Genomic DNA, 17493 nt, shown 5'->3' on the forward strand with positions numbered 1-17493 from the left:
TCAGGCCGCGGCGCGTTCTTCGATCGGTTGTTCGTTGCCCGGCGCCGGCAGTGCTGCCAGCGCGGCCAGGAAGTCGTCGCCCCAGCGCGTCACGTCGTGACCGCGCACGATCGCCGCCATGCGCCCGGCGCGGTACGCCACCTCGTCGGCGCCCATCGTCAGCGCGTCGTACAGCGTCGCGCTCATGGCATTCGCGTCGTACGGGTTGACCAGCAGCGCGCCGTGCAGCTCGACGGCGGCGCCGGCGAACTCGGACAGCACCAGCGTGCCGGGCCGGCCCGTCGCATGGCGGGTGGCGACGTATTCCTTGGCCACCAGGTTCAGGCCATCGCGCAGCGGCGTGATCCAGGCGATGTCGCAGGCGGCGTAGTGGGCCACCACCTGCTCGAACGGCAAGCTGCGGTAGAAGTAGCGCACCGGCACCCAGTCCATCGTGGAGAAGCGCCCGTTGATGCGCCCGACGATGCGGTCCAGGTCTTCGCGCAGGCTGTCGTAGATGTCCATGCCGCTGGCGGCCGGCGTGATGATGTTCAGCAGCGTGACCTTGCCCAGCAATTCCGGGTGCTGTTCGAGCATGCGTTCATAGGCCTGCAGCTTTTCCAGCGAGCCTTTCACGTAGTCGAGGCGCTCGATCGAGACGATGCCGGTCTTGCCGTCCAGGTAGGCGTCGATCCCGGCGATCTGCTGCTGCACGGCGTCGGTTTGCACCAGCGCGTCGATCAGGTCCGTGTTGGTGCCGACCGGATGCGCGCCCAGCGCGACCTGGCGGCCATTCACCTCGAGCGCGGTCGTCATGTGATCGACCCCCAGCGCGCAGCCGAAGGTCAGGAAACGCGGCGCGCAGCCCACGCCGTCCACGACCTGCACCGGCGCGCAGGAACGGGCGGCGTCGACGAAGTTCTCGACATAGCGCGGGATGTGAAAGCCCACGTAGTCGCACTGCAGCAGGCTGCCGATGATGTCGCGCCGCCATGGCAGGATGTTGAAGACGTCGCTCGACGGGAATGCCGTGTGGTGGAAGAACGCGATCTTCAGGTCGGGGCGCAGCGGGCGCAGGAAGGCCGGCACCATCCACAGGTTGTAGTCGTGGATCCAGGTGGTGGCGCCGTACGCCGCTTCGCGCGCGGTCTGTTCGGCGAACAGGCGGTTGATCTCGAGGTAGCGTTCCCAGTGGTCCTGGCGGAACACGGCCTTGTCGGGGAACGAAAAGATGATTGGCCAGAACGCCTCTTTCGAGAACTTCTTGTAGAACTGGTCGATGTCGTCCGGCGTAAGTGCGATGCGGGCCGCTTTCAGGTGCGGATAGCGCGCCGCATCGACGGCGACATGCGGGACGAAGCCGGCCGGTGTGCGGCTGTTCTGCTGCGACCAGGCGACCCACGAACCCTTGCGGCCGCCGGCGAAAAAGCTCAGCAGCGTGGGCATGATGCCGTTCGGGCTTTTCGGGCGCCGCGCGTACGTCACGCCGTCCTCGACCACTTCGTCGTAGGGCAGGCGGTGATACACCATCACCAGTTCGGCGTCGCCGCAGACCGGGGCGGCGGGCGGGCTGTCGTCGCCATCGAAGCGCAGGCCATGGCGGCCAAGTGCTTCGAGGATGCCGCCGCAGCCGGCGGCGTCGGCCACCACCACGCGCGGCGACTTGCGCACGGCTTCGACCAGCGCCGGTTCGGCCGCGCCCACGACCACGCCGCGAAAGCCCGCCTCGAACATCGAGAGGTCATTCAGGGTGTCGCCCGCGACCAGGATATGGGCCGGGTCGAACCCGGCCACCTCGGCCAGGCGGCGTACAGCGGCGCCCTTGCCGACGCCGCGCGGCAGCACGTCCAGGTATTGCCCGGCCGAGAACAGCAGGTCGCAGCCGAGGGCGTCGACCGCGGCGCGCAGTTCCGGCGTGATCGCGGACTCGGTCGCGTAGAACGAGCAGCGCCGCTCCTGCGGCACGAGCTGGCGCACCAGTTGCGGGAAGCTGCTCAGCGCGCGCAGCACTTCATGGGTGCCGGGCCAGGTGGCGGCGATCTCGTGCGCGATGGGCTCGACCGGGCGCAGGTCGGCATCGACGATGGTCGCGCCGACGTCGGCGATGATGTAATGGGGACGCGGGACGGTGGGATCGCTCAGTAGCGGAATGACGGTTTCCAGGCCGCGGCCGGTGACGAAGACCAGCTTGGCGCCGGGCAGGGCGCCCGAGAACAGTTCGCGAATGCGGCGCCGCGCTTCGTGGGTGCCGGCCAGCAGCGTGCCGTCGAGGTCGGTCGCCAGGACGAGGCGGGAAGGGTCCAGCAGGCGGGGCCAGCGTTGCGTATCAATGACAGTCATATAAATCCTTGCAGCAATGCGTCCGCCAGCAGACCAGGTGTGGACTGACGGCGCAGGTCGGGGCACGCGGGGTCGCCGGGGAGGCGCGCGGGCCGGGGAAAGGCGGATGGCGCGAAGCGCGCTTTGTTATACGAAGAATTGCGCGTTCGACAGTGGCCGCCGGGCGGAGGAGAGCGGGCAGCGCCGGCATGGATGCCGGAAAATCACGTGTGCCAGGTGCGCACGACAAAGCCCGTCCTCGAAATACATTTGTACAATAACATTTTGTTGCACCTGGCACAACCGGCGATTTGCCTCGGCCGCGGGGTTGGGGTGGTGCCAATGTTCTGCCGAAAAGTTGAAACACCGAAAAAAGCTATTGCAAAAGTTCCAGCATGCCTCGTATAATTCGGCTCCCCGGGCGGTTAGTTCAGTTGGTTAGAATACTTGGTCGACATCCAAGGGGTCGCAGGTTCGAATCCTGCACCGCCCACCAGAAATTCAAGTCGCAGGCTCCCAGCAATGGTTGATGCCTGTAGAGACAAGGCGCACGATGCTGTGCCTGTCTGTGCCGTTCAGCTCGAACGGATTCTTCATTCTCCAGATACTGCGAAAAGCGCAACAGGACCGGTCTCGATGCCGATTTTTCCTGTTGCGCCGTTGCCGTTTGCGCGCTATACTAGCCGGCTTCGGTACGGGTGCGTCTTTTATTGCCCGTATTATTTAGTAGTTCAACTACCCCCGCCCAATCGTAGGTGGGAATGGAGAAAAAATGAGCTTGGGCCTTCTCGGTCGCAAGGTTGGCATGATGCGTATCTTCACGGACGAGGGTGATTCAATCCCTGTCACCGTGCTGGATGTGTCGAACAACCGTGTCGCACAAATCAAAACCCCTGAAACTGATGGCTACACCGCAGTTCAGGTCGTCTACGGTCAACGTCGTGCTTCGCGCGTGACGAAAGCCGCTGCCGGTCACTACGCCAAAGCTGGCGTCGAAGCCGGTACGATGCTGAAAGAATTCCGCATCGATTCCACCAAAGCCGCCGAACTCAAAGCCGGTGACACCATCGATGCTTCGCTGTTCGAAGTGGGCCAGAAAATCGACGTGCAAGGCACCTCGATCGGTAAAGGCTACGCCGGTACCATCAAGCGTCACAACTTCGCATCGGGCCGTGCTACCCACGGTAACTCGCGTTCGCACAATGTTCCTGGCTCGATCGGTATGGCCCAGGATCCAGGCCGCGTGTTCCCAGGCAAGCGCATGACCGGTCACATGGGCGACGTCACCGTCACCACCCAGAACCTGGAAGTGGCTCGCATCGACACCGAACGTCAGCTGCTGCTGATCAAAGGTGCCGTACCTGGCGCGAAGAACGGCCAAGTGGTCGTCAAGCCTGCTGTTAAAACCAAACTCAAGAAAGGAGCGTAAGCCATGGAACTGAAGCTCCTGAATGAGCAAGGTCAAGACGGCGCCAATGTTGCAGCCGCCGATGAAGTGTTCGGTCGTGAATACAACGAAGCCCTGATTCACCAAGTCGTCGTCGCCTACGCTGCTAACGCACGTGGCGGTAACCGCAAGCAGAAAGATCGTGAAGAAGTCCACCACACGACCAAGAAGCCATGGCGCCAAAAAGGTACCGGCCGCGCTCGTGCTGGTATGTCGTCGTCGCCACTGTGGCGCGGCGGTGGTCGTATCTTCCCGAACAGCCCAGAAGAAAACTTCACGCACAAAGTTAACAAGAAGATGTTCCGCGCAGGTATCTGCTCGATCTTCTCGCAACTGGCCCGCGAAGGCCGTCTGAGTGTCGTCGAGAACCTGTCGATCGAAGCACCAAAGACCAAGCTGCTGTCGCAGAAACTGCTGGGCATGGGTCTGGACTCGGTCCTGGTGATCACCGATACCATCGATGAAAACCTCGAGCTGGCATCGCGCAATCTGCCGCACGTTCTGGTCGTTGAGCCTAAGCACGCTGACCCGATGTCGCTGGTGTTCTACAAGAAAATCCTGGTCACGAAAGCTGCTCTGGCCAAGATCGAGGAGATGTACGCATGAGCGCCGCAATCAAATTTAGCGAAGAGCGCCTGATGAAGGTGCTGCTGGCTCCGATCATTTCCGAGAAGGCTACCTTCGTCGCGGAAAAGAACGAGCAGATCGTGTTCAAGGTCATGCCTGACGCGACCAAGCCAGAAATCAAGGCTGCTGTCGAACTGCTGTTCAAAGTCGAGGTCGAATCGGTCCAGACGTTGAACCGTGAAGGCAAGCAGAAGCGTTCGGGCCGTTTCAACGGTCGTCGCAACCACACCAAGCGTGCTTTCGTGTGCCTGAAGCCAGGCCAGGAAATCAATTTTGTCGAGGAGGCTAAATAATGGCACTCGTTAAGATGAAGCCAACCTCCCCAGGCCGTCGCGGCATGGTGAAAGTTGTGACTGAAGGCCTGTACAAAGGTCGTCCATTCGCAGCCCTGGTTGAAAAGAAATCGAAAACTGCCGGCCGTAACAACAACGGTCACATCACCACCCGTCACATGGGCGGCGGTCACAAGCAGCATTACCGTCTGGTCGACTTCAAGCGCCAGAAGGACGGCATCCCTGCCAAGGTCGAGCGTATCGAATACGACCCGAACCGTACCGCGCACATTGCACTGCTGTGCTACGCGGACGGTGAGCGTCAGTATGTCATCGCCACCAAGAACATGGCTGTCGGCGATAGCATCATGAATGGCTCGGAAGCGCCGATCAAGGCCGGTAACTGCCTGCCGATCCGCAACATCCCAGTCGGTACCATCATGAACTGCGTCGAAATGCTGCCAGGTAAGGGTGCCCAGATGGCCCGTACCGCCGGCGCCGGCGTCGTGCTGATGGCACGTGAAGGCACCTACGCTCAGGTCCGCCTGCGCTCGGGTGAAGTCCGTCGCGTGCACATCGAGTGCCGCGCTACCATTGGCGAAGTCGGCAATGCCGAACACAGCCTGCGCAAGATCGGTAAAGCTGGCGCGATGCGCTGGCGTGGTGTTCGTCCAACCGTTCGCGGTGTGGTCATGAACCCTGTCGATCACCCGCACGGTGGTGGTGAAGGTAAAACTGCAGCCGGTCGTCACCCAGTGTCCCCATGGGGCCAGCAGACCAAGGGTAAGAAGACGCGTTCGAACAAGCGTACTTCGTCGATGATCGTTTCGCGCCGCGGCAAGAAATAAGGATAAAAAATGACTCGTTCATTGAAAAAAGGGCCGTTTATTGACGCCCACCTGGTGAAAAAAGTCGAAGCCGCGCAAGCGAACAAAGACAAAAAGCCAGTCAAAACCTGGTCGCGCCGCTCGACGATCTCCCCAGACTTCATCGGTCTGACGATCGCTGTTCACAACGGCAAGCTGCACGTTCCTGTGTATGTGTCGGAGAACATGGTCGGCCACAAGCTCGGCGAGTTCGCGCTGACCCGTACGTTCAAGGGCCACGCCGCTGACAAGAAGGCGAAAAAATAATGGAAACTAAAGCTATCCTCAAAGGCGTGCGCCTGTCGGAACAAAAAGGCCGCCTGGTGGCCGATCTGATCCGCGGCAAGAAAGTTGACGCAGCACTCAACATTCTGCAATTCAGCCCAAAAAAGGGCGCGACGATCATCAAGAAGGTTCTCGAGTCGGCTATCGCCAACGCGGAACACAATGATGGCGCGGACATCGACGAACTGAAAATCGTTCAGATCTATGTCGAAAAGGGCCCGATCCTGAAGCGTTTCACGGCACGTGCAAAAGGCCGCGGCGATCGTATTTCTAAACAATCCTGTCACATTTACGTGACTGTCGGTAACTAAGGAGTCACAGAATGGGTCAGAAAATCCACCCTACCGGCTTCCGCCTGGCGGTCACCCGTAACTGGTCGTCGCGTTGGTATGCTGGTAACGGCAACTTCGCAGCCATGCTGCTGGAAGACCTGGAAGCACGCGCTTTCCTGAAAAAGAAGCTGAAGAACGCTTCGGTCGGTCGCATCGTCATCGAGCGTCCTGCCAAGAACGCGCGTTTCACCATTTACTCGTCGCGTCCTGGTGTCGTGATCGGTAAAAAAGGCGAAGACATCGAAGTGCTGAAGTCGTCGCTGGCGAAGATCATGGGCGTGCCAGTGCACGTCAATATCGAAGAGATCCGCAAGCCTGAGATCGATTCGCAGCTGATCGCCGATTCGATCTCGCAACAGCTCGAAAAGCGCATCATGTTCCGTCGTGCAATGAAGCGCGCGATGCAAAATGCAATGCGTCTGGGCGCTGTCGGCATCAAGATCATGTCGTCGGGTCGTCTGAACGGCATCGAAATCGCACGTACCGAATGGTACCGCGAAGGTCGCGTGCCACTTCACACCCTGCGCGCCGATATCGACTACGGCACCAGCGAAGCATCGACCACGTACGGCATCATCGGCGTCAAGGTCTGGGTCTACAAGGGCGACCGTTCGGTCACCGGCGAAGCACCAGTCATCGACACCCCGCCGGACGACAAGAAGCCACGCGGCCCACGTCGTGACGATGGCAAGCCATCGCGCGGCCCACGCCCAGCAGGCGGCGCACGTCCAGCCGCAGCGCCAGTTGTCCGCGCTCGTCCAGCTGTCAAGCTGGCGACCCCGGCTGCCGCTGCACCTGCTGCTGCCCCAGCTGAGAAAGCAGGAGAATAAGCATGCTGCAACCATCGCGCAGGAAGTATCGTAAAGAGCAGAAAGGCCGTAACACCGGCATTTCGCACACCCGCGGCACCGCGGTCTCGTTCGGTGAATTCGGTCTGAAGGCAGTTGCCCGCGGCCGTATCACTGCACGTCAGATCGAAGCGGCACGTCGTGCCATGACCCGTCACATCAAGCGTGGCGGTCGTATCTGGATCCGTATCTTCCCGGACAAGCCGATTTCGAACAAGCCAGCTGAAGTTCGTATGGGTAACGGTAAAGGTAACCCAGAATACTACGTCGCTGAAATCCAGCCAGGCAAAGTCCTGTATGAGATGGACGGCGTTGATGAAACCCTGGCGCGCGAAGCATTCCGCCTGGCCGCTGCCAAACTGCCACTGGCTACCACGTTCGTGGTTCGCCAGGTCGGTCAATAACAGGAGTTGTATATGAAAGCATCGGAACTCCGCGGCAAGGGCCAGGACGCGCTGCAGAAGGAGCTGAACGAGCTGCTCAAGGCCCAATTCGGTCTGCGCATGCAAGTCGCCACCCAGCAGCTCGGGAATACCTCGCAGCTCAAGAAAGTACGTCGCGATATCGCGCGTGTGAAGACTGTGATGAACACGAAGGAAGCCAAATGAACGACACCACTAAAACGGCGCTGAAGCGTACGCTGGTCGGTAAAGTCGTGTCCGACAAAATGGACAAGACGGTAACCGTACTGATCGAACGTCACGTCAAGCATCCGCTGTACGGCAAGATCATCGTGCGCTCGAACAAGTATCACGCGCACGACGAAGCGAACGAAGCGAAAATTGGCGACACCGTCGAGATCGCAGAAGGTCGCCCGATCTCGAAGACGAAAGCCTGGACGGTCACCCAGGTGCTGTTGGTAGCACCAGTCCTCTAAGCTTTAAAAATTGTCTTGCGTGGCCCGCTGGTATCTGAGATACTAGCGGGCTTCGTTCATGTGTTGCCGCAGTTTGTCCCCCTCGGCAAGTGCGGCCTGTAACGAAAGCGTTATTGGAAAGTCCAATCACCCAATCGTGATGCTCCAGCAGGGGCGTTACGGCGGGACCAAGACTGACCGCAGGCCCACAAATTGTGGGGTTTCTTCGGCTTAAGTTGGGAAAGAAAATACTATGATTCAAACCGAAAGCCGGCTCGAAGTAGCCGACAACACGGGTGCAAAGGAAGTTCTGTGCATCAAGGTGTTGGGCGGCTCGAAGCGCCGTTACGCGAGCATTGGCGACATCATCAAGGTCACCGTTAAAGTCGCAGCCCCACGTGGCCGCGTCAAAAAAGGTGAAATTTACAATGCCGTGGTTGTGCGCACCGCAAAAGGTGTGCGTCGCCCGGATGGTTCCCTGGTCAAGTTCGACGGCAATGCCGCTGTCCTGCTGAACGCCAAGCTGGAGCCAATCGGTACCCGTATCTTCGGACCAGTGACGCGCGAGCTGCGCACTGAAAAGTTCATGAAGATCGTGTCGCTGGCACCTGAAGTTCTGTAAGGATACGACATGGATAAGATTCGTAAAAACGACGAAGTCATCGTTCTGGCCGGGAAAGACAAGGGCAAGCGCGGTGTCGTTCAACAGCGTGTAGACGCTGAACACGTCATCGTCGAAGGCGTCAACGTCGCTAAAAAAGCGACCAAGCCTAACCCGATGACCGGTGTTACTGGTGGTATCGTCGACAAGACAATGCCGATTCACGTGTCGAATGTCGCGCTGTTCAACGCAGCGACCGGCAAGGCAGATCGCGTTGGCTTCAAAGACCAGGACGGCAAAAAAGTCCGCGTCTTCAAGTCGAGCGGCGAAGTAGTGAAGGGGTAAGAATAAATGGCCCGTCTCCAAGCAATTTACAAAGAAAAAGTCGTCGCCGAGCTGACCGAGAAATTCGGTTACAAGTCGGTGATGGAAGTGCCACGTCTGACCAAGATCACCCTGAACATGGGTCTGTCGGAAGCAGTCGCTGACAAGAAGATCATCGAGCACGCCACTGGCGACCTGACGAAGATCGCTGGCCAGAAGCCAGTGATCACCAAGGCACGCAAGGCAATCGCTGGTTTCAAGATCCGCGAAGGCTACCCGATCGGCACGATGGTGACCCTGCGCGGCGCCCGTATGTACGAATTCCTGGACCGTTTCATCACCGTGGCTCTGCCGCGCGTGCGTGACTTCCGCGGTGTCAATGGTAAATCGTTCGATGGTCGCGGCAACTACAACATCGGTGTCAAGGAACAGATCATCTTCCCAGAGATCGACTACGACAAGATCGATGCACTGCGTGGCATGAACATCTCGATCACCACGACTGCTAAGACCGACGAAGAAGCCAAAGCGCTGCTCGCCGCCTTCAAATTCCCGTTCAGGAACTAAGAGCAATGGCAAAACTTTCACTGATTAACCGCGAAAAGAAGCGTGCAGACCTGGTGGAGAAATTCGCCCCGAAGCGTGCCGCTCTTAAAGCGATCATCGACGACCAGTCGAAGACGGAAGAAGAACGCTACGAAGCGCGTCTGAAGCTGCAGGCTCTGCCGCGCAATTCGGCACCGACCCGTCAGCGTAACCGCTGCGCCATCACTGGCCGTCCACGTGGCACTTTCCGTAAATTCGGTCTGGCACGTACTAAACTCCGCGAATTCGCCATGAAGGGCGAAATTCCTGGTATGACCAAAGCAAGCTGGTAATAGGAGAATATGCAATGAGTATGAGCGATCCTATCGCCGATATGCTGACCCGCATTCGCAACGCACAAGTTGTTCAGAAAACCACGGTCGCAATGCCGTCGTCAAAAGTCAAGGTTGCTATTGCCAACGTCCTGAAGGACGAGGGTTACATTGAGGATTTCGCTGTCACCTCCGAAGGTGGTAAAGCGGAACTGAAAATCGGTTTGAAGTATTACACTGGCCGTCCGGTCATCGAGCGCCTTGAGCGTGTTTCCCGTCCTGGCCTGCGTATCTACAAAGGTAAAGACGAGATCCCAACCGTCATGAACGGCCTGGGCGTGGCAATCGTGTCGACCCCGCAAGGCGTCATGACTGATCGCAAAGCGCGCGCTACCGGTGTCGGTGGCGAAGTGATTTGCTACGTGGCTTAAGGAGTAGACGATGTCTCGAGTAGCTAAGATGCCTATCGCCGTCCCCGCCGGTGCCGAAGTCGCGATCAACGCGTCGTCGATCACCGTCAAGGGCCCGCTGGGCTCCCTGACCCAGGCCCTGAACGGCCTGGTCAAAGTGGAAAACAACAATGGCACGCTGACCTTCGACGTAGTCGATGATTCGCGTGAATCGAACGCCATGTCCGGCACCCTGCGTGCTCTGGTCAACAACATGGTAACCGGCGTGACCAAGGGCTTCGAGAAGAAGCTGAACCTGGTCGGCGTGGGCTACAAGGCAGCAGTGCAGGGCAACGCCCTGAACCTGTCGCTGGGCTTCTCGCACCCGGTGCTGCACGCAATGCCGGAAGGCGTTACTGCAGCAACTCCGACCCCGACCGAGATCCTGATCAAGGGTATCGATCGTCAAAAGGTCGGCCAGGTTGCCGCTGAAGTTCGCGCTTACCGCTCGCCTGAGCCTTACAAAGGCAAGGGTGTCCGTTATTCGGACGAAGTGGTGAAGCTTAAAGAAACCAAGAAGAAATAATCGGAGCTGACATGGACAAGAAAGAATCACGTCTGCGTCGTGGACGTCAGACCCGCATCAAGATCTCGCAGCTGGGCGTGAACCGTTTGTCGGTTCACCGCACCAACCTGCATATCTATGCGAACCTGATCAGCCCGGACGCAAAAGTACTGGTGTCGGCTTCGACTCTGGAAGCTGAAGTGCGCGCCGAGCTGGCAGGTCAGACTGGCGCCGGCGGCAACGCTGCAGCAGCCGCTCTGGTCGGCAAGCGCGTCGCAGAAAAAGCACTGAAAGCAGGAATCACCGAAGTCGCGTTCGATCGCTCCGGTTTCCGTTACCACGGTCGGGTGAAGGCGCTGGCGGAAGCCGCGCGTGAAGCCGGTCTGAAGTTCTAAGGAAGAATCGTCATGGCAAAAATGCAAGCGAAAATGGCAAGCGACAAGCCGGATGATGGCATGCGCGAGAAAATGATCGCGATCAACCGCGTGACCAAAGTGGTCAAGGGTGGTCGTATCATGGGTTTTGCAGCGCTGACCGTTGTCGGTGACGGCGATGGCCGCATCGGCATGGGCAAAGGCAAGTCGAAGGAAGTTCCAGTCGGCGTGCAAAAAGCGATGGAAGAAGCCCGCCGCAACCTGATCAAGGTGCCACTCAAGAACGGTACCCTGCATCACACCGTGTCCGGTCGTCACGGCGCCTCGCGCGTCATGATGATGCCAGCTAAGCCTGGTACCGGCGTGATCGCTGGTGGCGCAATGCGCGCTATCTTCGAAGTGATGGGCGTGACGGACGTGGTCGCTAAATCGACCGGCTCGTCGAATCCATACAACCTGGTGCGCGCAACTCTCGACGGTCTGTCGAAAATGAGCACTGCTTCCGACATCGCCGCCAAGCGTGGCAAGTCGGTCGAAGACATCCTGGGTTAAGGGGAAATCACATGGCTAACACCGTTAAAGTTCAGCTCGTCAAGGGCCTGATCGGTACCCGTCAGGATCACCGTGCCACCGTGCGCGGTCTGGGTCTGCGTCGCGTCAACTCGGTCTCCGAGTTGCAAGACACCCCGTCCGTGCGTGGCATGATCAACAAAGTATCGTACCTCGTGAAAGTGGTTTCGTAAGCCCTCGGGCTTGCGAACGGAGAAATCAATGGAACTCAATACCATTCAACCAGCTGACGGCGCCAAGCACTACAAGCGTCGCGTCGGCCGCGGTATCGGCTCCGGCATCGGCAAAACTGCCGGCCGTGGTCACAAGGGTCAAAAGTCGCGTTCGGGCGGCTTCCACAAAGTCGGCTTCGAAGGCGGTCAAATGCCTCTGCAGCGTCGTCTGCCAAAGCGTGGTTTCAAATCGCTGAACGCAACGTTCAAGGCTGAAGTGCGTCTGTCCGATCTGAACAACCTGGCCGTCGGCGAAGTCGACATCCTGGTGCTCAAAGCGGCTGGCGTTCTGTCGGTTCTGGCACGTGACGTGCGCGTCATCCTGTCCGGCGAGATCACCAAAGCGGTGAACCTCAAAGGCCTGAAAGTGAGCGCCGGCGCTAAAGCGGCAATCGAAGCAGCTGGCGGCTCGGTCGCGTAAAGCGATCGCTGCCTGATCGGAGCAAAAATTGGCGACTAATTCACAACTTGGTAAAAGCGCCGCTTCCGGATTCCCATGGGCCCGGCTGTGGTTTTTGCTTGGCGCGTTGGTCGTGTACCGCATCGGTGCTCATATTCCGGTCCCCGGGATTGACCCGGTGCAGCTCGCTGCGCTGTTCAAGCAGAACGAAGGCGGCATCCTGGGCATGTTCAACATGTTCTCGGGTGGCGCCTTGTCCCGCTTTACCGTGTTCGCGCTCGGCATCATGCCTTATATTTCGGCTTCGATCATCATGCAGCTCGCATCGATCGTTTCGCCGCAACTCGAGGCGTTGAAGAAAGAGGGCGAGTCCGGCCGTCGCAAGATTACCCAGTACACCCGTTACTTCACGGTTGCGCTGGCACTCTTCCAGGCGTTCGGTATCGCTGTCGCGCTCGAAGCGCAGCCTGGCCTGGTCATTGACCCTGGTCTCGGCTTCCGTTTCGTCACCATCGTGACCCTCTTGACCGGCACCATGTTCCTGATGTGGCTGGGCGAGCAAATTACCGAGCGTGGTCTTGGCAATGGCATTTCGATCATCATCTTTGCCGGCATCGCAGCAGGTTTGCCGTCGGCGCTGGGTGGCTTGTTCACCCTGGTGTCGAACGGTTCGATCGGCAGCTTCTCGGCCATCCTGATCGTTCTGCTGATCGCTGCGGTGACGTATGCGGTGGTGTTCGTGGAACGCGGACAGCGCAAGATTCTGGTTAATTACGCGAAACGCCAGGTCGGCAACAAGATCTATGGTGGCCAAACCAGCCACCTGCCCTTGAAGCTGAACATGGCAGGCGTGATCCCGCCGATCTTCGCGTCGTCGATCATTCTGTTCCCGGCGACGATTGTCGACTGGTTCACCCGTGGCAAGGATTCCAGCGGCCCGGTGATCGGGTTCCTGAAGGATCTGGCGGCGTCGATGGCGCCGGGCGAACCAATCCACGCGTTGCTGTATGCGGTGGCGATCGTGTTCTTCTGCTTCTTCTATACCGCGCTGGTATTTAACAGCAAGGAAACGGCGGACAACTTGAAGAAAAGTGGCGCGTTTGTACCGGGCATCCGTCCGGGTGATCAGACCGCTCGCTATATCGACAAGATCCTGATGCGCCTGACCCTGGCTGGTGCTGTCTACATCACCCTGGTGTGCCTGGTGCCGGAGTTCATGACCGCCCAGTGGAAGGTTCCCTTCTACTTCGGTGGCACGTCGCTCCTGATCATCGTTGTGGTGACGATGGACTTCATGGCACAAGTACAGAACTACGTCATGTCGCAGCAATATGATTCACTGCTGCGCAAGGCGAACTTCAAGGGTGGCGTCCCGACGCGATAAGTAGTCGGGTGCATGGCGCGAATGGCAGAAGACGATGTCATCCGAATGCAAGGGGAGGGTCGAAAGACTCTCCCAAACGCGACGTTCCGCGTGAAGCTGGAAAACGAAATGTGAGCCTGGGGTCGATCTCGGGTAGAATGCGTGTTCGCTTCTGCCCGCGTGACCCGGTAATGGTGAAGTTGACCCCGTTATCGAGGTCCCGGGCCCGCATCGTATTCGGCACCAAGTAAAAACACATCATCAAGTAAACGAACCGAAGAGAGTGCAAAATGAAAGTTAACGCTTCAGTCAAGCGGATCTGCCGCAACTGCAAGATCATCAAGCGCAAGGGCGTGGTCCGTGTGATCTGCGTCGAGCCGCGTCACAAGCAGCGTCAAGGTTAATTTCGAGGAATAACGAATGGCACGTATTGCAGGGGTTAACATCCCAAATCATCAGCACACTGTTATCGGCCTGACGGCGATCTACGGTGTTGGCCGTCCGCGTTCGCAGAAAATCTGCGACGCAACCGGTATCGCGACCACCAAAAAAGTCAAGGACCTGGACGATAACGAACTCGAGAAGCTGCGTGACGAAGTCGCGAAGTTTGTCGTGGAAGGCGATCTTCGCCGCGAACTGTCCATGAACATCAAGCGTCTGATGGACTTGGGCTGCTACCGCGGCATGCGTCACCGTAAGGGCCTGCCGGTCCGCGGTCAGCGTACCCGCACCAATGCGCGTACCCGTAAGGGCCCGCGTAAGGCAGCTCAATCGCTCAAGAAATAATCTAGGAACCGACTATGGCCAAGCAACAAAGCAGCGCGGCAGCAGCGCGCGTCCGCAAGAAAGTCAAGAAGAACGTTGCCGAGGGCATCGCCCACGTGCACGCGTCCTTCAACAACACGATCATCACGATCACCGATCGTCAGGGCAATGCTCTGTCGTGGGCAACTTCCGGCGGCGCCGGCTTCAAGGGTTCGCGCAAATCGACCCCGTTCGCAGCGCAGGTTGCTGCCGAAGCTGCTGGCAAGGTCGCTCAGGAATCGGGCGTGAAGAATCTGGAAGTGCGTATCAAGGGCCCAGGCCCAGGCCGTGAATCGGCTGTGCGCGCACTGAACAACCTCGGCATCAAGATCACCGAGATCCAGGACGTCACCCCAGTTCCACACAACGGTTGCCGTCCACCAAAGCGTCGCCGTATCTAAGTTGCAGGGGAGGGCGGCTTGCCGCCAGCCCATGTACTTGGTAATCGATGCTCGGGGCGCATAGCCCCGTTGTGTTTTCAAGAAAAGCCGGTGCAGTTGCCCGTAAATGGGATATACTGCCCGGCTCTTGTCGCCTGCTGCTCTAGCGGTGGGTGATGCAAGCCACGTCCGGCCTGACTTTCCAGAGCTGGACTAGCGCCTGGGTGCTTCTGCACTCTGGGGCGTGATCAATTATTAAAGGAATCTAACGTGGCACGTTATATCGGACCAAAAGCAAAACTGTCGCGCCGTGAAGGCACTGACCTGTTCCTCAAGAGCGCACGTCGCTCGCTCGACTCGAAGTGCAAACTGGACATCAAGCCAGGTCAGCACGGTGTCAAGTCGGGTGCCCGCACCTCGGACTACGGCAACCAACTGCGCGAAAAGCAAAAAGTCAAGCGCATGTACGGCATCCTGGAACGCCAGTTCCGCCGCTACTTCGCAGAAGCTTCGCGTCGCAAGGGTAACACCGGCGAAACGCTGCTGAAGCTGCTGGAAGCGCGTCTGGACAACGTGACGTACCGCATGGGTTTCGGTTCGACCCGCGCTGAAGCACGTCAGCTGGTCAGCCACAAAGCCTTCACCGTCAACGGCCAGGTCGTGAACATTGCTTCGTACCAGGTCAAGACCGGCGACGTCGTCGCTGTGCGCGAAAAAGCCAAGAAGCAAGTACGTATCGCTGAAGCCCTGTCGCTGGCTGAGCAAATCGGTTTCCCAAGCTGGGTGTCGGTCGATGCCAAGAAGCTGGAAGGCACCTTCCGTTCGTTCCCAGAGCGTAACGAAATCGCTGCTGACGTCAACGAAGCGCTGATCGTCGAACTGTACTCGCGTTAATCGACCGCGTCAGAGCCGACTTTGTCGGCTCCCAGCGGTCGTCCCCGCGCAGGCGGGGATCCAAGTTTTGCATTCGAAGTCGCAAACTTGGGTTCCCGCCTACGCGGGAACGACGGAGTGGTTGTGCAAGCGCAGCGATCCCGGATCGGCACTTGCAAAGAACAGCGAATTCTCTGGAATCAAAGTTTCCTCTTCACCGTCGTAACCCAATTCGTTTTACCGCCTGCTCCGGCAGGCGTTTTCCATCAAGCCATCAGCCTTATCGGTGTAACGAGCCGAGGGTATTGAAAAGGACTACGTTCATGCAAAATAGTTTGTTGAAGCCACGTATCATCGACGTCGAAGCACTGGGCGCCGGCCACGCGAAAGTCGTGATGGAGCCGTTCGAGCGTGGCTATGGCCACACCCTCGGCAACGCACTGCGTCGCGTGCTGCTGTCGTCGATGGTTGGCTACGCGCCGACCGAAGTGACGATCGCTGGTGTCGTGCATGAATACTCGTCGCTCGATGGCGTTCAGGAAGACGTCGTCGACCTGCTGCTGAACCTGAAGGGCGTGGTCTTCAAAGTCCACAACCGTGACTCGGTCAACCTGACCCTGAAAAAAGAAGGCGAAGGCGCCGTCCTGGCATCGGACATCGACCTGCCGCACGACGTCGAGCTGGTCAACCCGGATCACGTGATCGCTCACCTGACCGCCGGTGGCAAGCTGGACATGCAGATCAAGGTCGAAAAAGGCCGTGGCTATGTGCCAGGTAACGTCCGTCGCCTGTCGGAAGACACCAACAAGACCATCGGCCGCATCATCCTGGACGCTTCGTTCTCGCCAGTGCGCCGCGTGTCGTACGCTGTTGAATCGGCCCGTGTCGAACAGCGTACCGACCTGGACAAGCTGATCATCAACATCGAAACGAACGGCGTCATCACGCCAGAAGAAGCGATCCGCCAGTCGGCCCGCGTTCTGGTTGATCAGCTGAACGTGTTCGCTGCCCTGGAAGGCACCGAAGCCGCTGCGGAAGCGCCATCGCGCGCACCGCTGGTCGATCCGATCCTGCTGCGTCCAGTCGACGACCTGGAACTGACCGTCCGTTCGGCCAACTGCCTGAAAGCAGAAAACATCTACTACATCGGCGACCTGATCCAGCGTTCGGAAAACGAACTGCTCAAGACGCCAAACCTGGGCCGCAAGTCGCTCAACGAAATCAAGGAAGTCCTTGCTTCGCGTGGCTTGACCCTGGGCATGAAGCTCGAGAACTGGCCACCTGCCGGTCTGGAAAAGTAATCCACGTTTTTTGTCGTACCCCGCCCGGACGCGTTGTCCAGGCGGATTTAACCCGAACCGGTCCGCGGACGTGCCTTGTAATCAAGGCACGAACGATCGAAGAACTGGCATTGAAAACACCCGAAAGGAATTACCATGCGTCACCGTCACGGCCTTCGTAAGCTGAATCGTACCTCGTCCCACCGTCTGGCAATGCTGCGCAACATGACTGTTTCGCTGCTGCGTCATGAAGCCATCAAGACCACCGTCCCAAAAGCCAAGGAACTGCGTCGCGTCATCGAACCGATCCTGACCCTGGGCAAGACCGACACCCTGGCAAACAAGCGCCTGGCCTTCGCTCGCCTGCGCGACCGCGAAATGGTCCTGAAGCTGTTCGCTGAGCTGGGTCCACGCTACGCAAACCGCAACGGCGGCTACCTGCGTATCCTGAAGATGGGTTTCCGTGTTGGCGACAATGCACCAATGGCTTACGTTGAACTGCTGGATCGTCCAGAAGTGACTTCGGAAGAAGAAGCACCGACCGCCGAGTAATCGACTGTCGTTGAAAAGACCAGGCTTCGGCCTGGTTTTTTTTCGCCTGTCGATCGAGCCTCCTCTGCGCGCCCTGGACAGCCGGTGTACCATGCCCGTGCCTTATTACAACTGACTT

Annotated in this window: 28 protein-coding genes, 1 tRNA gene and 1 pseudogene; 29 read left to right on the plus strand and 1 reads right to left on the minus strand. The window is 58.7% G+C overall.

Features of this window, described 5'->3' with window-relative positions; all coding sequences use genetic code 11:
* Window positions 1–2319 carry a glucosylglycerol-phosphate synthase gene (ggpS, locus tag AC1MGT_RS12925; protein WP_499500484.1) on the minus strand — a complete coding sequence of 773 codons (2319 nt, stop codon included), beginning with the start codon at window positions 2317–2319 and terminating at the stop codon, window positions 1–3.
* 398 nt (window positions 2320–2717) lie between these two features.
* On the opposite strand from ggpS, the gene AC1MGT_RS12930 reads away from it, so the two are divergent.
* The 29 genes and pseudogenes from AC1MGT_RS12930 (at window position 2718) to rplQ (ending at window position 17375) form a co-directional block, all read left to right on the plus strand.
* A tRNA-Val gene (locus AC1MGT_RS12930) sits at window positions 2718–2794 on the plus strand.
* A 276-nt stretch (window positions 2795–3070) separates the two neighbouring features.
* On the plus strand, window positions 3071–3727 hold the full coding sequence (gene rplC / locus AC1MGT_RS12935; protein ID WP_183554268.1) for a 50S ribosomal protein L3: 657 nt from the start codon (window positions 3071–3073) through the stop codon (window positions 3725–3727).
* Window positions 3728–3730: 3 nt separating this feature from the next.
* Window positions 3731–4351 carry a 50S ribosomal protein L4 gene (gene rplD / locus AC1MGT_RS12940; protein WP_183554266.1) on the plus strand — a complete coding sequence of 207 codons (621 nt, stop codon included), beginning with the start codon at window positions 3731–3733 and terminating at the stop codon, window positions 4349–4351.
* The gene (gene rplW / locus AC1MGT_RS12945) at window positions 4348–4665 is read left to right on the plus strand and encodes a 50S ribosomal protein L23 (protein WP_183554264.1); all 318 of its coding nucleotides are present in this window, start codon (window positions 4348–4350) and stop codon (window positions 4663–4665) included. The genes rplD and rplW overlap by 4 nt, the downstream gene beginning before the upstream one ends.
* The gene (gene rplB / locus AC1MGT_RS12950) at window positions 4665–5492 is read left to right on the plus strand and encodes a 50S ribosomal protein L2 (RefSeq protein ID WP_183554262.1); all 828 of its coding nucleotides are present in this window, start codon (window positions 4665–4667) and stop codon (window positions 5490–5492) included. Before rplW ends, rplB begins: the two co-directional genes overlap by 1 nt.
* A 9-nt stretch (window positions 5493–5501) precedes the next feature.
* On the plus strand, window positions 5502–5777 hold the full coding sequence (gene rpsS / locus AC1MGT_RS12955) for a 30S ribosomal protein S19 (RefSeq protein WP_119811777.1): 276 nt from the start codon (window positions 5502–5504) through the stop codon (window positions 5775–5777).
* Window positions 5774–6106 (plus strand): 50S ribosomal protein L22, encoded by a 333-nt coding sequence (gene rplV / locus AC1MGT_RS12960; RefSeq protein ID WP_183555278.1) that lies wholly within the window; start codon window positions 5774–5776, stop codon window positions 6104–6106. Before rpsS ends, rplV begins: the two co-directional genes overlap by 4 nt.
* A gap of 11 nt (window positions 6107–6117) precedes the next feature.
* Window positions 6118–6957, plus strand: a complete 840-nt coding sequence (gene rpsC, locus AC1MGT_RS12965; RefSeq protein WP_332530667.1) for a 30S ribosomal protein S3 — start codon at window positions 6118–6120, stop codon at window positions 6955–6957.
* Window positions 6958–6959: 2 nt separating this feature from the next.
* Window positions 6960–7379 carry a 50S ribosomal protein L16 gene (rplP, locus tag AC1MGT_RS12970; protein ID WP_145653055.1) on the plus strand — a complete coding sequence of 140 codons (420 nt, stop codon included), beginning with the start codon at window positions 6960–6962 and terminating at the stop codon, window positions 7377–7379.
* A 12-nt stretch (window positions 7380–7391) separates the two neighbouring features.
* Window positions 7392–7583 (plus strand): 50S ribosomal protein L29, encoded by a 192-nt coding sequence (rpmC, locus tag AC1MGT_RS12975; protein WP_499500486.1) that lies wholly within the window; start codon window positions 7392–7394, stop codon window positions 7581–7583.
* Window positions 7580–7852: a 30S ribosomal protein S17 gene (gene rpsQ / locus AC1MGT_RS12980; RefSeq protein ID WP_183554240.1), complete on the plus strand. Its 273-nt coding sequence runs from the start codon at window positions 7580–7582 to the stop codon at window positions 7850–7852. The genes rpmC and rpsQ overlap by 4 nt, the downstream gene beginning before the upstream one ends.
* Before the next feature lie 232 nt (window positions 7853–8084).
* Complete coding sequence (gene rplN / locus AC1MGT_RS12985) at window positions 8085–8453, plus strand: 50S ribosomal protein L14 (RefSeq protein ID WP_183554239.1); 369 nt, start codon at window positions 8085–8087, stop codon at window positions 8451–8453.
* 9 nt (window positions 8454–8462) lie between these two features.
* Entirely contained in the window at window positions 8463–8777 is a 315-nt protein-coding gene (gene rplX, locus AC1MGT_RS12990) for a 50S ribosomal protein L24 (protein ID WP_171085179.1), read from the plus strand.
* A 6-nt stretch (window positions 8778–8783) separates the two neighbouring features.
* Window positions 8784–9323 carry a 50S ribosomal protein L5 gene (gene rplE / locus AC1MGT_RS12995; RefSeq protein ID WP_123069942.1) on the plus strand — a complete coding sequence of 180 codons (540 nt, stop codon included), beginning with the start codon at window positions 8784–8786 and terminating at the stop codon, window positions 9321–9323.
* 5 nt (window positions 9324–9328) lie between these two features.
* On the plus strand, window positions 9329–9634 hold the full coding sequence (gene rpsN, locus AC1MGT_RS13000; RefSeq protein WP_332530666.1) for a 30S ribosomal protein S14: 306 nt from the start codon (window positions 9329–9331) through the stop codon (window positions 9632–9634).
* Window positions 9635–9648: 14 nt separating this feature from the next.
* Complete coding sequence (rpsH, locus tag AC1MGT_RS13005) at window positions 9649–10044, plus strand: 30S ribosomal protein S8 (protein WP_183554237.1); 396 nt, start codon at window positions 9649–9651, stop codon at window positions 10042–10044.
* Between the two features lie 10 nt (window positions 10045–10054).
* Complete coding sequence (gene rplF / locus AC1MGT_RS13010; RefSeq protein WP_183554236.1) at window positions 10055–10588, plus strand: 50S ribosomal protein L6; 534 nt, start codon at window positions 10055–10057, stop codon at window positions 10586–10588.
* An 11-nt stretch (window positions 10589–10599) separates the two neighbouring features.
* A complete protein-coding gene (gene rplR / locus AC1MGT_RS13015; RefSeq protein WP_183554234.1) occupies window positions 10600–10962 on the plus strand; it encodes a 50S ribosomal protein L18 in 363 nt (120 codons plus the stop codon).
* A gap of 12 nt (window positions 10963–10974) precedes the next feature.
* Complete coding sequence (gene rpsE / locus AC1MGT_RS13020; protein WP_183554232.1) at window positions 10975–11493, plus strand: 30S ribosomal protein S5; 519 nt, start codon at window positions 10975–10977, stop codon at window positions 11491–11493.
* A gap of 11 nt (window positions 11494–11504) precedes the next feature.
* A complete protein-coding gene (gene rpmD / locus AC1MGT_RS13025) occupies window positions 11505–11684 on the plus strand; it encodes a 50S ribosomal protein L30 (RefSeq protein ID WP_123069947.1) in 180 nt (59 codons plus the stop codon).
* 28 nt (window positions 11685–11712) lie between these two features.
* Window positions 11713–12144 (plus strand): 50S ribosomal protein L15, encoded by a 432-nt coding sequence (rplO, locus tag AC1MGT_RS13030; RefSeq protein ID WP_183554230.1) that lies wholly within the window; start codon window positions 11713–11715, stop codon window positions 12142–12144.
* A gap of 28 nt (window positions 12145–12172) precedes the next feature.
* Window positions 12173–13507 carry a preprotein translocase subunit SecY gene (secY, locus tag AC1MGT_RS13035; protein WP_183554228.1) on the plus strand — a complete coding sequence of 445 codons (1335 nt, stop codon included), beginning with the start codon at window positions 12173–12175 and terminating at the stop codon, window positions 13505–13507.
* A gap of 21 nt (window positions 13508–13528) precedes the next feature.
* A pseudogene (locus AC1MGT_RS13040) lies at window positions 13529–13737 on the plus strand (S1 domain-containing protein).
* 39 nt (window positions 13738–13776) lie between these two features.
* Complete coding sequence (gene rpmJ, locus AC1MGT_RS13045; protein WP_005663407.1) at window positions 13777–13890, plus strand: 50S ribosomal protein L36; 114 nt, start codon at window positions 13777–13779, stop codon at window positions 13888–13890.
* A 16-nt stretch (window positions 13891–13906) separates the two neighbouring features.
* Window positions 13907–14272 (plus strand): 30S ribosomal protein S13, encoded by a 366-nt coding sequence (gene rpsM / locus AC1MGT_RS13050; RefSeq protein ID WP_183554226.1) that lies wholly within the window; start codon window positions 13907–13909, stop codon window positions 14270–14272.
* Between the two features lie 14 nt (window positions 14273–14286).
* Entirely contained in the window at window positions 14287–14691 is a 405-nt protein-coding gene (gene rpsK / locus AC1MGT_RS13055) for a 30S ribosomal protein S11 (RefSeq protein ID WP_005663404.1), read from the plus strand.
* Between the two features lie 249 nt (window positions 14692–14940).
* The gene (gene rpsD, locus AC1MGT_RS13060) at window positions 14941–15564 is read left to right on the plus strand and encodes a 30S ribosomal protein S4 (RefSeq protein ID WP_183554224.1); all 624 of its coding nucleotides are present in this window, start codon (window positions 14941–14943) and stop codon (window positions 15562–15564) included.
* Window positions 15565–15866: 302 nt separating this feature from the next.
* Window positions 15867–16844: a DNA-directed RNA polymerase subunit alpha gene (locus AC1MGT_RS13065; RefSeq protein ID WP_159627930.1), complete on the plus strand. Its 978-nt coding sequence runs from the start codon at window positions 15867–15869 to the stop codon at window positions 16842–16844.
* Between the two features lie 135 nt (window positions 16845–16979).
* Window positions 16980–17375, plus strand: a complete 396-nt coding sequence (gene rplQ, locus AC1MGT_RS13070; RefSeq protein ID WP_183554222.1) for a 50S ribosomal protein L17 — start codon at window positions 16980–16982, stop codon at window positions 17373–17375.
* The last annotated feature ends 118 nt before the right edge of the window (window positions 17376–17493 follow it).

Source organism: Telluria sp. BA11, assembly GCF_056680305.1.